The sequence below is a fragment of the Curtobacterium sp. P97 genome (genome assembly GCF_023712445.1).
GTDB lineage: Bacteria > Actinomycetota > Actinomycetes > Actinomycetales > Microbacteriaceae > Curtobacterium.
Genome location: NZ_JAMAYF010000007.1, coordinates 102,014 through 117,765 on the forward strand (window position 1 = coordinate 102,014; position 15,752 = coordinate 117,765).

At 73.7% G+C, this 15,752-nt stretch carries 16 protein-coding genes; 6 read left to right on the plus strand and 10 right to left on the minus strand.

All coding sequences use genetic code 11. The annotated features are described in order from the left end of the window. Window positions 1-44 precede the first annotated feature (44 nt). Together M3677_RS09460 and M3677_RS09465 are read left to right on the plus strand one after the other, a co-directional pair. On the plus strand, window positions 45-410 hold the full coding sequence (locus M3677_RS09460; protein ID WP_066655875.1) for a VOC family protein: 366 nt from the start codon (window positions 45-47) through the stop codon (window positions 408-410). A 148-nt stretch (window positions 411-558) separates the two neighbouring features. Continuing rightward, on the plus strand, window positions 559-1,641 hold the full coding sequence (locus M3677_RS09465; RefSeq protein WP_251160386.1) for a diacylglycerol kinase family protein: 1,083 nt from the start codon (window positions 559-561) through the stop codon (window positions 1,639-1,641). 187 nt (window positions 1,642-1,828) lie between these two features. Here the strand turns inward: M3677_RS09465 and pheA are convergent, their stop codons facing one another. From pheA to M3677_RS09490, 4 genes are all read right to left on the minus strand, one after another. Next, a complete protein-coding gene (gene pheA / locus M3677_RS09470) occupies window positions 1,829-2,797 on the minus strand; it encodes a prephenate dehydratase (protein ID WP_251160387.1) in 969 nt (322 codons plus the stop codon). Between the two features lie 114 nt (window positions 2,798-2,911). Further along, window positions 2,912-3,937 (minus strand): bifunctional helix-turn-helix transcriptional regulator/GNAT family N-acetyltransferase, encoded by a 1,026-nt coding sequence (locus M3677_RS18405; RefSeq protein ID WP_308201974.1) that lies wholly within the window; start codon window positions 3,935-3,937, stop codon window positions 2,912-2,914. A 9-nt stretch (window positions 3,938-3,946) separates the two neighbouring features. Continuing rightward, window positions 3,947-4,402, minus strand: a complete 456-nt coding sequence (locus M3677_RS09485) for a hypothetical protein (RefSeq protein ID WP_144411360.1) — start codon at window positions 4,400-4,402, stop codon at window positions 3,947-3,949. Further along, window positions 4,399-5,892 carry a molybdopterin-dependent oxidoreductase gene (locus M3677_RS09490; RefSeq protein WP_251160388.1) on the minus strand — a complete coding sequence of 498 codons (1,494 nt, stop codon included), beginning with the start codon at window positions 5,890-5,892 and terminating at the stop codon, window positions 4,399-4,401. Before M3677_RS09490 ends, M3677_RS09485 begins: the two co-directional genes overlap by 4 nt. A 21-nt stretch (window positions 5,893-5,913) precedes the next feature. Between M3677_RS09490 and M3677_RS09495 the strand changes: the two genes are divergently transcribed. Genes M3677_RS09495 through M3677_RS09505 form a run of 3 tightly spaced genes read left to right on the plus strand, consistent with a single transcriptional unit; the run spans window position 5,914 to window position 8,704 of the window. Then, window positions 5,914-7,371 carry a glycosyltransferase family 87 protein gene (locus M3677_RS09495; RefSeq protein WP_209685583.1) on the plus strand — a complete coding sequence of 486 codons (1,458 nt, stop codon included), beginning with the start codon at window positions 5,914-5,916 and terminating at the stop codon, window positions 7,369-7,371. A gap of 10 nt (window positions 7,372-7,381) precedes the next feature. Beyond that, window positions 7,382-8,461, plus strand: coding sequence for a GTP 3',8-cyclase MoaA (moaA, locus tag M3677_RS09500; protein ID WP_251160389.1), 1,080 nt, complete (start codon window positions 7,382-7,384; stop codon window positions 8,459-8,461). 12 nt (window positions 8,462-8,473) lie between these two features. Next, on the plus strand, window positions 8,474-8,704 hold the full coding sequence (locus M3677_RS09505; RefSeq protein WP_251160436.1) for a MoaD/ThiS family protein: 231 nt from the start codon (window positions 8,474-8,476) through the stop codon (window positions 8,702-8,704). 7 nt (window positions 8,705-8,711) lie between these two features. Here the strand turns inward: M3677_RS09505 and M3677_RS09510 are convergent, their stop codons facing one another. Genes M3677_RS09510 through M3677_RS09530 form a run of 5 tightly spaced genes read right to left on the minus strand, consistent with a single transcriptional unit; the run spans window position 8,712 to window position 12,990 of the window. Next, window positions 8,712-9,734 carry an ABC transporter ATP-binding protein gene (locus M3677_RS09510; protein WP_251160390.1) on the minus strand — a complete coding sequence of 341 codons (1,023 nt, stop codon included), beginning with the start codon at window positions 9,732-9,734 and terminating at the stop codon, window positions 8,712-8,714. Continuing rightward, a complete protein-coding gene (locus M3677_RS09515; protein WP_251160391.1) occupies window positions 9,731-10,540 on the minus strand; it encodes an ABC transporter permease in 810 nt (269 codons plus the stop codon). Before M3677_RS09515 ends, M3677_RS09510 begins: the two co-directional genes overlap by 4 nt. A gap of 32 nt (window positions 10,541-10,572) precedes the next feature. Further along, the gene (gene modA, locus M3677_RS09520; RefSeq protein WP_251160392.1) at window positions 10,573-11,406 is read right to left on the minus strand and encodes a molybdate ABC transporter substrate-binding protein; all 834 of its coding nucleotides are present in this window, start codon (window positions 11,404-11,406) and stop codon (window positions 10,573-10,575) included. A gap of 25 nt (window positions 11,407-11,431) precedes the next feature. After that, a complete protein-coding gene (locus M3677_RS18410) occupies window positions 11,432-12,580 on the minus strand; it encodes a HesA/MoeB/ThiF family protein (protein WP_251160393.1) in 1,149 nt (382 codons plus the stop codon). After that, complete coding sequence (locus tag M3677_RS09530; protein ID WP_066655894.1) at window positions 12,577-12,990, minus strand: molybdopterin-binding protein; 414 nt, start codon at window positions 12,988-12,990, stop codon at window positions 12,577-12,579. Before M3677_RS09530 ends, M3677_RS18410 begins: the two co-directional genes overlap by 4 nt. A 90-nt stretch (window positions 12,991-13,080) precedes the next feature. Between M3677_RS09530 and M3677_RS09535 the strand changes: the two genes are divergently transcribed. Beyond that, complete coding sequence (locus tag M3677_RS09535) at window positions 13,081-14,739, plus strand: glycosyltransferase family 39 protein (protein WP_066655896.1); 1,659 nt, start codon at window positions 13,081-13,083, stop codon at window positions 14,737-14,739. A 52-nt stretch (window positions 14,740-14,791) separates the two neighbouring features. Here M3677_RS09535 and M3677_RS09540 read toward each other — a convergent pair whose 3' ends face one another. Next, complete coding sequence (locus tag M3677_RS09540) at window positions 14,792-15,724, minus strand: 4-(cytidine 5'-diphospho)-2-C-methyl-D-erythritol kinase (RefSeq protein ID WP_251154473.1); 933 nt, start codon at window positions 15,722-15,724, stop codon at window positions 14,792-14,794. Window positions 15,725-15,752 lie beyond the last annotated feature (28 nt).

Consider the following 15,752-nt stretch of genomic DNA (forward strand, 5'->3'; position numbering starts at 1 on the left):
ATACTGCTTGTGTCAGGCATCTGACACAGACGAAGGAGCACACCATGCCCGCCACCGGGATCGACTTCACCTCGCTGCAGGTCCGCGACCTCGACGCCTCGCAGGCGTTCTACGAGCGGTACCTCGGACTCGTCCGCTCTCCCGCCGGCCCGCCGCACGCCGTGGTCTTCCAGACCGAGCCGATCGCGTTCGCGCTCCGCGACCTCGTACCCGGGACGGACCTGTCCGCCGGGCAGCCCGCGCTCGGCGTCGCACTGTGGTTCCACGCGACCGACGTCCAGGCGATCCACGACGCGCTCGTCGCCGACGGGCACACGATCGTGACCCCGCCGTTCGACGGCCCGTTCGGTCGGACGTTCACCTTCGCGGACCCGGACGGCTACCCGGTCACGCTGCACGACCGGCGCTGAGCCGGACGGGCGGGCCACCGACTCGGGCGGTCGCCGATCATCGATGCGCGCGGTCGTGCGCCGGTACGGCCGGTCGGGTTGCCGACCCGGGCGGTCGCGCGCCGACCCGGCCGGTCGCTCGCAGGCGTCCGTCGGTAACGTCGGCAGCATGTCGACACCATCGGAGACCGCGCCCGCGGGCCAGGACGCCCTCCCCACCAAGCAGAAGACGGCCGCGGTCGTCTACAACCCGGTGAAGGTGGACCTCGAGACCCTGCAGCGCACCGTCGCGGAGCACGAGCAGGATGCCGGCTGGGCCGAGACCCTCTGGTTCGAGACCTCGGAGGAGGACCCGGGCGGCGGCATGGCGAAGGCCGCGCTCGACGCCGGAGCCGACGTCGTCGCAGCGGCTGGCGGTGACGGCACCGTCCGTGCCGTGGCCGAGATCGTGCACGGGTCCGACGCCGTGCTCGCCCTGCTGCCGAGCGGCACCGGCAACCTGCTCGCCCGGAACATCCCGGCGCCGATCGACGACCTCGGTGCGAGCGTCCGGACGATCTTCCGCGGCGAGGACCGCCCGATCGACTTCGGTGAGCTCGAGGTCGAGCGCGAGGGCGGTGAGCGCGAGCAGTTCGGCTTCGTCGTCATGGCCGGGCTCGGGCTCGACGCCCGGATGCTCGCCAACACGAACGACGACCTGAAGAAGAAGGTCGGCTGGCTCGCCTACGTCGACTCGCTCTTCCGGTCGCTCCGCGACGCCGACGCCTTCGAGTTCCGGTACCGGCTCGACGGCGAGGGCAACCAGTCCGTGCGCGCGCACTCGCTCATCGTCGGGAACTGCGGGATGCTGCAGGCCGGCGCGACGCTCCTGCCGGACGCCGAGATCGACGACGGTGTGTTCGACATCGTCGTGATGCGGCCCCGCGGGTTCTTCGGGTGGGTCCGGATCGGCGCCCGGGTGTTCTGGGAGAACGCGATCCTGCGCTCGTTCCGCCGCTCGAAGATCGGGCAGACCCAGGTCGGCAAGCGCATCGCCACCGCGGCCCGCGACGAACGACCGCTGCGCTACATCCGCGGTCAGGAGTTCGTGGCGCGGCTCGAGCGTCCGGACGAGTTCGAGATCGACGGTGACCCGGTCGGCGAGGTCGTGGCGTTCAAGGCGCGCATCGACACCGGTGGGCTGCGGGTGCGGGTCGCCGGACCGCAGGACCAGACCCGCAACACGCGCCGGGTCGAGAACGCCCACAGCTGACGCGGGCCCCCTTCCGGCGGGCGTGCGCCTGCTGGGACGGAGAGCGGCCCGCACAACCGGAGGCACGTCGAACCACCGAAGAGCGTGGTGCGACGTGCCTCCGGTTGTTCGGCGGCGCGTCGCGCCACTGCCGGACCAGCCGCTCAGCCGGGCTCGGCCGGGCTCGGGCTCGGGCTCGGGCTCGGGCTCAGCCGGCCTCGGGCTCAGCCTCGGGCTCGCCGGAGACGATCGCGCGGAGCCAGTCCCGTGCCTCGACGAACGCCTCGTCCGAGTAGCGCGCGGAGACCTCCGGGCGGAAGCCGTCGGCGCGCGGGTACGACCCGAGGAACGTCACGCGGGGACTGAACCGCCGCAGACCGAGCAGGGCGTCGGCCACCCGCTCGTCGTGCACGTGTCCGTCGAGGTCGATCACGAACCGGTAGCGCCCGAGCTCGTCGCCGATCGGCCGCGAGGACAGCAGCCCCATGTTGATGCCCCGCGTCGCGAACTGCTCGAGCATGTCGACCAGGGCGCCGGGGTGCTCGCTCGGCAGCTCGACGATGACGCTCGTCTTGTCCGCTCCCGTGCGCTCCGGGATCGCGAGCGTGCGTGACACGAGCACGAAGCGGGTGACCGCCGAGGCGTTGTCGCCGATGGACGACGCGAGCACCGCCAGGTCGTGGTGGTCGGTGATCCCCGGCGGGGCCACGGCGGCGTCGGCGACGGGGTGCTCGTCGAGCAGCGCGGTCGCGGCGGCGACGTTCGACGACGCCGGGATGTGCCCGTGGCCGCGCAGGTTGGTCTCGAGCCAGCGGTGCGTCTGCGCGTACGCCACCGGGTGCGCGTTCACGGTCCGCACGTCCGACAGGGCGGTGCCGTGCCGGGCCACGAGCACGAAGTCGACGGGCACGAGGTACTCGCCCACGATCCGCACGCCGGGGATCCGCGCCAGGGCGTCCTGCGTGGCGCTGACGCCGCCGTCGACGCTGTTCTCGATCGCGATCACCGCTCCGACCGACCGTCCCGTCACGACGTCGTCGAGCGCCTCGCCGACGTTGTTCACGCTGCGCCAGGGCTTGCCGGCGGCGGCCTCGACGAGCTTGAGCGCCGCCTCGGTGAACGTGCCGGCGGGTCCGAGGTAGGAGTACGTGTCGGACGGCGTGGCACGGTCGGTCATGCGCCAGATCCTACTGGTGTACCAGTCACCCGCGACGCGAGCAGACCGACCAGACCGACCGAACCGACCAGGCCGACCGAAGCGCCCAGGCCGACCAGGGCGCCGGCCCGGACGTCAGGACCGGACGAGCATCGTGTCCGAGTCCCCGTTCCGCCCGACCGTCCGGAACCCGGCCCGCTCGTACGTGATCCGCGCCCCGGTGTTGCCGTCCTCGACGCTCAGGCTGACACCCGGCCAGCCCGCGGCCCGGCCGGCGTCGAGCAACCGCGCGAGCAGCGCCGTGCCGATCCCCCGACCCCGTCCGCGCGCCTCGACGGCCATCGTGAGTTCCGGGACGTCCTCGGCCACGAACCCGTACCCGGGGTCGTCCGCCGGCAGGAACCGCGCCCACGCCACCCCGACCGGTCCCTCGCCGTCCACCGCCACGACGCCGTGGTCGCGGGCGAGGTCGAAACCGACGAAGTAGTGCGCGAACTCGGGGCGGTCGAGGTCGGCGTCCACGAAGGACGGGGCCTTCCAGTTCATCGCCGCGAGCGTCGCGTGCCGGAGCAGCCCGGTGTCGTCGGCAGTCGCGTCCCGGAAGAGCACGCCCGCCGGTGCCGCAGGCGACGCACCCGTCAGACGCTCCTCGCACAGCACCTCGCCGTCGGACCGCGGGTAGGTCAGCGCCGCGAACCGCCCCTCGGGGTCGAGCCGCCCGAGCAGCGCCCGCGTGATGCCGTCGAGCTGCCGGACCTGCTCGTCGCTCAGCGCGTCGATGACGAAGCGTCGGGCGGTCCGGACGTGGTCGGGCGCCGCCGCGACGATGGCCGCGAACCCGTCGTCGGTCAGTCGGACGTCGGTGGCTCGGCGGTCGTCGACCGAGGGGCACCGGGTGACGAGCCCGCGCTTCTCGAGCCGCGACACCACGTGCGACAGGCGCGGCAGGGACGCGTTCGTCGCCGCGGCGAGCGCCGACATCCGGAGCGTGCGCGACTCGGTCTCCGACAGCATCGCGACGACCATGTAGTCGAAGTGGGTCAGATCGGCGTCCCGCTGGAGCTGCTGGTCGAGCGCGGCCGGGAGGAGTTCCATGACGGCGACGAGCTTCATCCACGCGCGGAGCTGGTCGCGCGTGAGCCAGGGCGTCTCGTCCGTCATGCACTCATGCTAGCCATTGGTTGTCGATGCAACCAGTGGTCGTGGGGATCGTCTTGCGCGGACGACGCCCACCACGAGTGCGACCACGACGACCGCGAGCAGCAGCCCCTCGACGACGAGCAACCGCGTGGTGTAATCGAACGGCAGCACGGTCGGGTTCTTCTGTCCGTGCTGCTTCGCGGCGATCTCCGGGAGCACCACCAGGGCGAGCACGCTCCCGAGCACCACCGCGGTCTGCACGACGACGAGCACCCCGGCACCGAGCGTCCTGCCGGTCCGACGGAGCAGGAGTCCTGCTCCGACCACGAACGGCGACAGCACGACGTCGTGCAGCACGACCGCGCCGAGCAGCCACGTCGCCAGGCCCCAGATGCGGTTCGGTCGGACGGTCGTGACGAGCACGTACGCACCGAACGCCATCACGAGCACGCCCACGACGACGAGCACGATCCTCGCGGCCCTCATCGGATCACCTCGATCTTCCCGATCCACTTCGTCTGCAGCACGCCGGGTCGTCCCGGCGCGATGACCCGGGCGGGGAACCCGTGGTCCAGGTCGAGCGTCTTCCCGTTCACCTCGAGCGCGAGGAGCGTCGTCGGGTCGGACGCGTACTCCGGGCCCATCTCGGTGACCCGGTACCCGCCGCTCTTCTCGAGGCTCGTGATCCGCAGCGCCGACGCCGGGTCGGCCTGCACGGAGGCGAGCAGGTCCCGCATCCGGACACCCCGCCACGACGCCACCTGGCTCCACCCCTCGACGCACGAGATCGGCAGGTCCGCGGTGGCGGTGCCGAGCGCGACGAGCTCGGCACGCGAGAACGTCCGTGTGACGTCCGGACCGACCACGGTCAGCGTCCAGTCCGCCGCGGTCGCGGTCGCCAGGACCCCGGCGGCGCGAGCGGTGCGGTTGACCGGCAGGTCGTCCGGGCCGATGTACCGCTGACGGGCACCGAACACGTTGAGCGGTTCGAGCAGCCGGTTCGACTGTCCCGCGGTGAGCGCGACGACGCCGACGGTCGCCGCCGTCACTCCCGCCACGAACCCGCGGCGTGCGATCCGCTGACGGGGTCCGGGGAGCGCGTCGTCGTGCTCCGGCCGGGAGGCGCGACCCGCCTCCGCCCCGCCGGCGCCGTCCCCGAGACTCGGCTCCGCGGACAGGTTCGCGGTCCCGAGACCGCGAACCTGTCCGCCAGGGCGAGTCTCGGCAGCGCCCGCCGGCGCAGCCGGCGCAGCCGGCGCAGCCGGCGCAGCCGGCGCAGCCGGCGCAGCCGCGCCGTCCACCCACCGCAGCAGGCGGCCGGTCAGGCCACGGGGGTACGCGCCGGCCGTCTGCTCGGCCGCGGGGCGTCCACCCACGGCGGGGCGGGCCCCCCGGCCGTCCGGCAGCAGCTCGCTGCCCACCGTCGGGTCCGCGACGAACCGACCCTCGGCGTCGTAGGCGTCCCGCGCCCGCCAGTAGCGCACGATCACGGGCAGCTTCGACGCTATGTGCACGACGAGCGAACCGATGATCAGGTACGACATGGCGTAGTGGACCTGGCGGAACGGGAACGGCCACGGGTACCACTGGTACGTGTTCAGCAGGCCGGTGCCGACCTGCACGATCGACGCCGACACGAGCACCGCGATCGACAGCCGCTCGAGCAGGTGCAGGACCCCGCGCACCGGCGGGACCTGGGCCAGCGCGGGCATGACGACGTTCAGCTTGGCGAGCAGCAGCGGGATGATCGCGATGCCCGCGGTGATGTGCAGGCCCTGCGTGAACTGGTAGAGCTGCGTCGGCCGGGTCGGGAAGCGCATCCACGGCAGGGGGTCCTGCAGCAGGTGGCTGTAGACGCCGGTCCCGAAGCAGACGACGAACGCGATGCCGAGCAGGCGACCCCAGACGACGGCCGAGCGGGCGTTGCGGTTCGGGGACGCCATGGTCGCGCGTGCATCCAGCAGGACCCGGCGCACGATCGGTAGCCTCGGGGAACCATGAGCAGACGACCGCGCGCCGCCTCCGTCCCGACGACCGCGGTCGTGTCGACCGTCCTGTCCGTCGTCGGCGTGCTGGCGCTGGCGGGTGTCATCGCCTTCGGCATCACGCATCTGGGGTTCCTCCGTGCCGGTCATCGTGCACCATTCGTTGCCTGGACGCTCATCGCTTGGGCGGTCTTCGCGGGAGCAGTGGTCGCCGTGCGGTTCGTGCCCCGCGAGTGGACGACCCGGATCGTCCTCGGTGGGGCGGTCGTGGTCGGCATCGCGGCGCTCGTCGGCCCGCCGAACACCAGTACCGACTCTGCCCGGTACGCCTGGGACGGCATCGTGCAACACGCCGGCATTTCACCGTACGCCCACACGCCGCAGTCGAACGCGCTGGCCGACCTGCGCCCGGACTGGCTGTTCCCGGACAAGATCGACGGCACCTGCAAGCCGCTCGAGCCGCGGATGCGCGGGCTCGGCGACGGGGCCGACGGGCACTGCGTCGCCATCAACCGGCCGGACGTGACCACGATCTACCCGCCGATGGCGCAGCTGTGGTTCGCCGGTGTGCGCGCCTTCGTGCCCGCGACCGCGCAGTACATGCCGTTCCAGGTCGCGGGACTCCTCGTCTCCCTCGGCGTCACGATCGGTCTGGTCGCGGTGCTCCGTCGCGTCGGCCGCCCGACCTGGTGGGCCGCGCTGTGGGCCTGGTCGCCGCTCGTCGCGTCCGAGGCGGTCACGAACTCGCACGTCGACGTCGTCGGTGCCGCCCTCGCCACGGCGGGCGTCGTGCTCGTCGCCTTCGGTCGGCCGATCTGGGGCGGGATCGCCCTCGGTGCGGCGACGGCCACCAAGCTCATCCCGGCGATCGTCTACCCGCCCCTGCTCGGCCGGTGGCGGTACTGGTGGGCGGTCCCCGTCGGCATCGCCACGTTCGCGCTGCTCTACGTGCCCTACGTGCTCACGACCGGCGTGAAGGTCCTCGGGTACCTGCCCGGCTACCTGTCCGAGGAGGGCTACGAGGACGGCTCCCGGTTCGCCCTGGTCTCGTCCGTGATCGAGGGCGATGCGGCGACGATCGTCGTCGGGCTCGTGGTGCTCCTGGCCGCCGTGGTGTCCTGGCGCCTCGCGGACCCCGCACGGCCGTGGTCCGCCGAGGTGTTCATGATCGGTGTGACCTTCCTCGCCGTGACCCCGCGGTACCCCTGGTACGCGCTGCTCCTCATCCCCTTCGTGGTCCTCTCGGGTCGGTGGGAGTGGATGGCCCTGAACCTCGCCATCGCCCTGCGCGGGGTCTGGCCCTCGGCGCCCGCGTTCCGGTGGTGGCTCCTCGCCGCGGTGCTCGTGATCGTGGTCGTCACGCTCGTCCGCACCCGGCGCGAGGACTGGGTGCGCTGGGGACGACGACTCGACCCCCGTGGGTGGCGGTCCGTGGACCCCCGCACCCGCGACCGCATCGACGCGGGGTAGCATCACGGGGATGACGGCGCGGATCCTGCCCTCGACCGGCCTGCTGCGCCGGGTGCGCAGCGAGTCGCCGGCCATCCCTCCTCGACCCGTCGACGACCCCGGGCTCGTCGACCGGTTCGCCCGGCGCGCCGTCGACCTGCGGGTCTCGCTCACCGAGCGCTGCAACCTCCGATGCACGTACTGCATGCCGGCGGAGGGGCTGCCCGTGATCCCGTCCGACGCGCTCATGTCGGCGGCGGAGATCGACCGTCTGGTCGGCCTCGCCGCCGGCACCCTCGGCGTGCGCAAGGTCCGCTTCACCGGTGGTGAGCCGCTCCTGCGCGCCGACCTCGTCGACATCGTCCGTCGGTGCTCGGCCCACGACGTCGAACTGTCGATCACCACGAACGCGATCGGCCTGGCGAACCGCGCACAGGCCCTGGCGGACGCCGGACTGCGCCGCGTCAACGTCTCGCTCGACACCGTCGACCCGGACGTCTTCGCCGAGGTCACCCGGCGCCCGTTCCTCGACCGCGTGCTCGAGGGCATCGCCGCCGCGGCGGACGCGGGTCTCGGGGTCAAGGTCAACGCGGTGCTGCTCCGCGGGGTGAACGACCACCTCGCCGTCGACCTGCTCGCCTGGTGCCTCGAGCGCGGGCACGAGCTGCGCTTCATCGAGCAGATGCCGCTCGACCCGGGGCACGCCTGGGACGGCGCCACCATGGTCACGGCGGAGGAGACCCGCGCCCTGCTCGGCGAGCACTACCGGCTCGAGCCCGACGAGGCGCCGCGTGACGGCGCCCCCGCCGAGCGGTACCGCGTGTCGACGCTCGACGGCGAAGCGCTCGGCACCGTCGGTGTGATCGCGAGCATCACCGAGTCGTTCTGCGCCGACTGCACCCGCACACGCCTGACCGCCGAGGGACACGTGCGCTCCTGCCTGTTCTCGGACGACGAGGTCGACCTGCTCGGCCCCCTGCGCGCCGGCGCCGACGACGACGTCCTGCTCGACACCTGGCGACGCGCGATGTGGGCGAAGCCGCGGGACCACGGCGACGACGCGGACGGGATCGTGCACCCGTCCCGCGGCATGAGTGCGATCGGAGGCTGACCGGTGACGACGATGCGGTTCTTCGCCGCGGCCCGCGCGGCCGTCGGCCAGGACGAGACCACGGTGCCCGCGACGACGCTCGATGCGGCACTGCGAGGTGTCACGGCGGCAGATCCGGACCGGTGGACGGCGTTGCAGGAGCGGTGCTCGTACCTCGTCGACGGGGTCACGACGCGCGACCGCTCGACGTCGCTCGACGGCGTCGCGACCGTCGACGTGATGCCCCCGTTCGCCGGCGGCTAGGCCACCGTCACGCGGGCGCGGCGACGCTGACCTCGTCCGGGTCGACAGCGACCCGCACGGCCACGCCCGGCTCCAGACCGAGGGCCGCGGCCGACGCGACGGTCACGTCGGCCACCAGGTCACCCGCGTGCACCCGCACCAGCCCGTCACGCGGTTCCACCGCGGTCACCGTCCGTGCCAGCCCCGGCCCGTCACGGCGCACGCGCGCCGCGGTCGGGTGCAGGGCCGCGACCGCGGGTCGGCCGGGAGGCACGGTGTGCGTCGCGGACGCCAGCTCACCGCCGCCGTCGAGCGCGATCCCGGTCGGTGTGGCCGTCCCGGGGACGAGCACCAGTCCGGAGAAGGACGCCGAGAACGGCGTGCGCGGTTGCCGGAGGACGGCCTCGGTGCGCCCCTCCTCGACGACGCGGCCGTCCTGCAGCACGACGACGCGGTCGGCGAGCGTGACGGCCTCGAGCGGGTCGTGCGTGACGAGGAGGGTCGGGCGTCCGCGCAGGGCGGCGCGCAGGGCCGCGCGGACCTCGGTGCGGGCGTCGACGTCGAGCGCCGTGGTCGGCTCGTCGAGCAGCAGCAGCGCGGGCTCCGTCGCGAGGGCACGGGCGACCGCGACACGCTGCGCCTGCCCGCCGGACAGCGTGGTCGGTGACCGGTCGGCGAGACCCGACGCACCGACGGCGGCGAGGGCCGTGGCGGCGCGGTGCCGTGCCTCCAGGCGGCCTGCCCCGGTGGCACGCGGACCGAAGGCGACGTTGCCGACGACCGTGCGGTGGGCGAAGAGGTCCGGGCGCTGTGCGACCAGGCCGACCCGGCGGCGGTGCGTCGGCACGGACGTCAGGTCGCGGCCTGCGAGCACGACGCTGCCGTCGCGCGTGCGGAGGAGGCCGGCGAGGGCCTCGACGACGGTCGACTTGCCGGCGCCGTTCGGCCCGATCAGCGCGACGCACTCGTCGGGGCCGATCGTCAGGCGCACGTCGACGTCCCGCTCGGGCACGAGCACGTGCGCGACGAGCCCCGCTCCACCGCCCGTCACGTCGTCACCGGGCGGGTGCGCACCGTCGTCGTCCCGATCACGACGAGGGCGACCACGACGAGGACGAGCGCGAGCGCGACGGCGGTGTCCGGGTCGATCTCGCGCTGCAGGTAGACCTCGAGCGGGAGCGTCCGGGTGACCCCCTGCAGGCTGCCGGCGAAGGTGAGGGTGGCGCCGAACTCGCCGAGCGCCCGCGCCCCGCAGAGCACCAGGCCGGAGGTGATGCCCGGGAGCACGCGCGGCGTCGTGACGGTGAGGAACGTCCGGGTCGGTCCGGCGCCGAGCGTGGCGGCGACCCGTTCGGCGCGACCGCCGCCGGTGCGGAGCGAGCCCTCGATCGACGACACCAGGAACGGCATCGACACGAAGACCTGCGCCGTCACGACCGCCGTCGTGGTGAAGGCGATCCGGAGCCCGTGCTCGTCGAGGAACGCGCCGAGCACGCCGAGCCGCCCGAAGGCAGCGAGCAGGGCGAGACCGCCGACCACGGGCGGGAGCACGAGCGGCAGGAGGACGAGCGCACGGAGGACCCCGACCCAGCGGGAGGTCGAGCGGGCGAACAGCACCGCCAGCGGGTAGCCGAGGACGAACGCGACCCCGGTGGCGGCGGCCGCGGTGCCGAGGCTCAGCCCGAGCGCGGTGGTCGACGCGGGTGCCGTGACCAGGGCGACGAACGACGACCAGTCGACGCGACCGACCATCGCGGCCACGGGCACGACGACGAACAGTCCGCCGAGGACCGCGGGGACCGGGAGCCACCACGGCACGGGGGTCCGCTGGTGGCGCTGGGGCGGCCTGCTCGTCATCGTCCTGGTCGTCCGGTGCATCGCGGTCGTCGTCAGGGTGCGCCGAAGCCGGCGTCCGTGAGCACCTCGCGTCCGGCGTCGGAGCGGACGAACGCGGCGAACGACGCGGCGGTCTCCGGGTTCGCGGACTCCTTGAGGACACCGATCGGGTACGTGTTCACGGCCTCCGACGACTCCGCGAACTTGACGCCCTCGACCTTCCCCCCGGAGCCCTCGACGTCGGTGACGTAGACGAGCCCGGCGTCGGCCTGCCCGGACTCGACCTTGCCGAGGACGTCGGTGACCGACTGCTCCTCGCTCACCGGTCGGAGCTCGACGCCCGCGGCCCGCTCGACCTCCGCCGTCGCCGCACCGCACGGCACGGGGGCGGCGCAGGTGACGACCTGCAGGTCGGACGCGGTGAGGTCGCGGAGGTCCGCGACGCGCTCGGGGTTGCCGGGAGCGACGGCGATCTCGAGGGTGTTCGTCGCGAAGTCGCGGGGCCACCCCGTCGCCAGGTCGGTCGTCGCGAGCTTCGCCATGGTCGCCTCGTCGGCGGAGGCGAACACGTCGGCGGGGGCGCCGTTGCGGATCTGCGAGACGAGGTCGCTCGAACCGGCGAACGAGAACGTGACCGTGGTCCCCGGGTGCCGCCGCTCGTACTGCTCCCCGAGCTCCGTGAAGGTGCGCTGGAGCGAGGCGGCCGCGAAGACCGTGATCGACCCGGTCGGGCCCGTGCTGCCCGTGGCGGTGCCGCTCGCCGAGGTGCCCGTCGCCCTGCTCCCCGTCGCGCCGCCGGAGGCGGGCCGGGCCGTGCACGCGGCGAGGCTCGTCCCGACGACGACCACGAGCGCGATCGCAACAGAGGTTCGCAGGAGCGTCTTCACGGGGCGATCCTAGCCGCACCTGCGGTCAGGAGGTGATCGGGTGGCCCTCCTGACCCCATGCGGTGATCCCGCCGTCGAGGACCGTGACGGACGACGCCCCCGCCGGCCGGTCCGCGATGGCCTGCCGTGCCCAGGCGGTGGCGCGCTTCCCGGACGCGCACACGACGACCAGTTCGCCGACCGCCCCGGAGCCGCCGAGGTCGTCCGGGGTCCGCGAGCCCGGGATCACCCCGGTCGCGCGCTCCGCCTCGGTCCGGACGTCGACGAGGACGATCCGGTCGCCGGCGACGTCGGCCGCACCGTCGTCACCGAGTCGTCGTGCCAGCTCGGCGGGGGCGATCCGCGGCGGCTCCGCGACCGCCGACGCCGCGGGACGGACCGATCCCGGGCCGCGACGCAGGACGCTCTCGGTCCAGCGCCACCGACTGGCGTCCACCGTGAGCACCCGGCCGAGCAGCGGCTCGCCGAGCCCGGCGACCAGGGCGGTGACCTGCGCCGCCATCACCGCGCCCACCGCGCCGCACAGGGCGGGCAGCACGCCGTCCGCGGCGCAGGAGCCCTCGTCCGGCAGCGCCTCGGGGTGGAGGTCGTGGAAGTCGACCGGGTCGGCGGCGGCGTCGTGGAAGACCGAGACCTGTCCGTCGTAGCCGAGCGCGGTGCCCCAGACGAAGGGCACGCCCGCCGCGGCGCACGCGTCGGAGACGGCACGGGTGACCTCGACGCTGTCCGCCGCGTCGACCACCACGTCGTGGTCGGCGACGTGCTCGGGGCGGAAGCGCTCGGTCAGGGCGACGACCTCGACGACGGCGTCGACGCCGCGCACCCGGTCGGCTGCGCACGCCGCCTTCGAGCGCCCCACGTCGGCGGCAGCGAACAGCGTCTGTCGCGCCAGGTTCGACGTGTCCACCGTGTCGTGGTCGACGATCGTGATCCGGCCGAGCCCGGAGCCGGCCAGGTACGTCAGGACGGGTGCGCCGAGCCCGCCCGCTCCGACGACGAGGACCCGGGCGCCGGCGAGCGCGTCGAGCGCCGCCTGCCCGGCACCGTCGAGCGCGGCCGTGCGCGAGGTGCTCCGCCGCCGGGCGGCGAGCGCTGCGGGGTCGGGCGTGGCCGGGTCGGGCGTGGCTGGGTCGGACACGGCGGGGTCGGGCGTGGCGGGGTCGGGCGTGGTCACCGTGCGCGCTCCGGCTGCTCCGGCACCTCGACGGTGACCATCGTGGCCTTGACGGACGCGACCGCGACGGAACCGACCTCGAGCCCGAGGTCGCGGACGGCCTCGGCGGTCATCAGGGACACCACGCGGTTCGGGCCGGCCTGCAGCTCCACCTGGGCGACCACCCCCTCGACGACCAGGTCGGTGACGATGCCGACGAAGCGGTTCCGCGCCGAGCTGCGGACACCGGACGGGTCGTCGAGCCCGGCGTCACGACCGCGGACGTACGCGGCGAGGTCCCGCCCCTCGACCACCGTGCGGCCGGACGGGTCCTCGGAACGGGGCAGCGTGCCGGCGTCGACCAGGCGCCGGACGGTGTCGTCGCTGACGCCCAGGTACCGCGCGGCGTCTCGGATGCGGAGTGTCGTCATGGTGTCCGTGACCCTACGGCATGGCGAACTCTCACGGAGGGGACAGCGGTACGGGGCACGCGCCCAGCCGTGCGCGCTACCGTCGCGGGCGTGACTGCACCACAGACCGGCACCATCCACGTCCCCGCCTCCGCCGGGGTCGCGCCGGTCCGTACCCGCCTGCGGTCCGCGTCCACGGCCCTGCGTGTCGCAGCAGTCCGGACCCCCGAACTCACCGTGGGTGCGCTCGGCGTCGTCACGGGCGCGCTCTTCGCCTGGGTCCCCTCGCTCTGGTACGACGAGGCCGCGACGGTCACCAGCGCCACGCGCAGCTGGCCGCAGCTCTGGGCCGAACTCCACAACGTGGACGCCGTGCACGGCCTGTACTACGCACTCATCCACGCCTGGTTCTGGCTCGTGGGGTACACGCCGTTCACCCTCCGCTTCCCGAGCGCACTCGCCATCGGCGTCACCGCCGGGCTCGTCGTCGCACTCGGACGCCGCCTGGGTGGTCGTCGGCTCGGCATCGTCGCCGGTCTCGTGTTCCTCGCGATCCCCCGCGTGCAGTGGGCCGGGTCCGAGGGCCGCCCCTACGCGACCGTCACGACCCTGGCCGTCGCACTGACGCTCGTCGGCATCACGGCCGTCCGACGCACCCGGTCCGGGGCGACGCGGGCGTCGAGCATCCGCTGGTGGGTCGCCTACGGGCTGCTCGCGCTCCTGGCCGTCTGCTTCAACGTGTACCTCGCGCTCGCCGTGGTCGCACACGCGGCGGCCCTGGCCTGGACGTGGCTGGCCGAGCGCCGGTCGCGTACGTGGACCCGGCGGTCGGACGCCGGTGACCCGCTCGTGGGCCGTGTCGTCCTCGTCCGCTGGGTCGTCGCCGCCGCAGCTGCCGCGCTCCTCGCGTCGCCGCTCGTGCTCGAGGTCACGGAGCAGTCCAAGCAGGTCGCGTGGATCTCGGGCATCACGCAGCGCACCCCGCGCCAGGTGTTCGCCACCTCGTGGTTCGGCGGGATCGACTCGTACGCCGCGGTCGCGTGGACGCTCCTCGTCATCGGTGTCGTCGTGTCCCTGGTCGCCGCACACCGCCGCGTCCCCACCGTCCGCGCGCTCCTCCGGGCACAGGCGGTCCGGATCGCCCTGCCGCTGGCACTGCTGCCGACCGGGGCACTGCTCGCCGCGACGGCACTCGGCAAGCACCTCTACTCCCCCAAGTACGCATCGCTGAGCATGCCGTTCGTCGCGCTCCTCATCGCGCTCGCGATCACCGCCCTGCGGCGGAAGGCCCTGATCGCCGCGCTGCTCGCGGTCTTCCTCGTCATCAGCGTCCCGAGCGCGATCGACGTCAAGACGCCCCGGTCGAAGCAGGAGTCGACCTGGGCGAACGCCGCGTCGATCATCGCCGCCGAGCGTGGGGCGAACACCGGCGCCAACGAGGGCGTCGTCTTCGGCAGCGTCTACGGGCACCCGACGTCCACCGCGGAGATCATCCGCGTCTCCTACCCCTGGGCGTTCACCGGGATGACCGACCTGGGCATCCGGAAGAACGGCGCCGAGACGGGCGTGCTCTGGAACGAGAACGGCGACCTGGCGTCGACGATCCCGGCACGCCTCGGTGACATCGACACCGTGTGGTTCGTCGGCGGCACCCCGAAGGCCCGCAACATCCAGCCGGAGACGACCGAGGTGCTCGCCGAGCACGGCTTCCACGTCGAGCAGAAGTGGCGGACCGGTCGGGTCGTCATCACGGAGTTCGTCCGCGACTGAGCCCCGACGGCACCGTAGGTCCGGTGGTCAGTCGGCACCGCGGGTCCGGTGGTCAGTGCACGACGCGGGCACCGTGCACCGGGCCGGTCGCCCGGAGCGCGACGAGCCCGGAGGCGCTGAGCTCGACCTGCACCTCGAGCGCAGCATCGCGGTCGGCGACCAGGAACGCGACCGTCGGGCCGCTCCCCGAGACGATGCCCGCGAGCGCGCCGGCCTTCTCCCCCGCCTCGATCGTCGCCGCGAGCCCCGGCTGCAGCCGCATCGCGGGTGCCTGCAGGTCGTTGTGCAGGCAGTCCGCGAGCAGGTCCGCGTCGCCGGCACGGAGCGCCTGGAGCACGTTCGCCTCGACGACGGGGGTCGTGGGAGCCGGGCGGATGTCGGCCCGGTAGCGCTCCCGGTGCTCGTCGAGCGCCCGGTAGACAGCAGGGGTGGAGAGACCGTCCTCGCTGAGCGCGAGGACCCAGTGGAACTCCCCCTTGGCGAGCGCCGGGCTCAGCTCGTCGCCGCGACCCGTCCCCACGGCGGTGCCGCCGGCGAAGGCGAACGGGACGTCCGCGCCGAGTCGGGCCGCGAGCCGCAGCAGCTCGTCCCGCCCGAGGGCGGTGCCCCAGAGGGTGTCGCACGCGAGCAGGGTCGCCGCGGCGTCGGCCGATCCCCCGCCCATCCCGCCGGCGACGGGAACCTGCTTGTCGATGGTGAGCCGGACGCCGCCCCGGTGCCCGGCGGCCTCGGCCACGAGACGCGCGGCGCGGATCGCCAGGTTCGAGTCGTCGGTCGGGACCGCACTGGTGTCGATCGGTCCCGTGAAGCGCACGGAGAAGTCGTCGGCCGCTTCCGCGGTGACGTCCTCGTACAGCGACACCGCCTGGTACGCGGTCGCCACGTCGTGGTAGCCGTCGTCCTGCAGCGCGCCGACGGACAGGAACACGTTGATCTTGCCGGGAGCGCGCACCCGCACGCGGGTCGGTGCGGCCAGCGAGGTCATGCGTCCAACCTATCCTCCCCGCGCCGGG